Annotated in this window: 1 protein-coding gene; it reads right to left on the bottom strand. The window is 41.8% G+C overall.

What is annotated here, in order from left to right; genetic code table 11:
- Positions 1-251 (bottom strand): PhzF family phenazine biosynthesis protein (locus tag SB717_RS38100; RefSeq protein WP_410908376.1); only part of this gene is annotated, 251 nt, incomplete at both ends.

The raw sequence follows: 251 nt of genomic DNA, 5'->3' as shown, positions 1-251 counted from the left end.
ATATACAACTGCTGTTCCCGCAATTTTCACTCTGTCTCCCTCATATTTACAATATAGTGTTCCCCCTCGGTCAGACAGCTGTCTTGCTACCATTTCATCTTTACCAAGACGTTGGGCCCAAAATGGGATGAAACTACAATGTCCTGAACCGCAAACTGGATCTTCATTTACATTGAGTTTCGGGAAAAAGACTCTGGAAACAAAATCATACTTAGTACTTCTGGCTGTAACGGATACAGCTAATCCATCAG

This window comes from Priestia sp. SIMBA_032 (assembly GCF_046535215.1).
Lineage (GTDB): Bacteria > Bacillota > Bacilli > Bacillales > Bacillaceae_H > Priestia > Priestia aryabhattai.
Note: the sequence above shows the minus strand (reverse complement) of the source record. Positions and strands in the feature narration are given on the sequence as shown.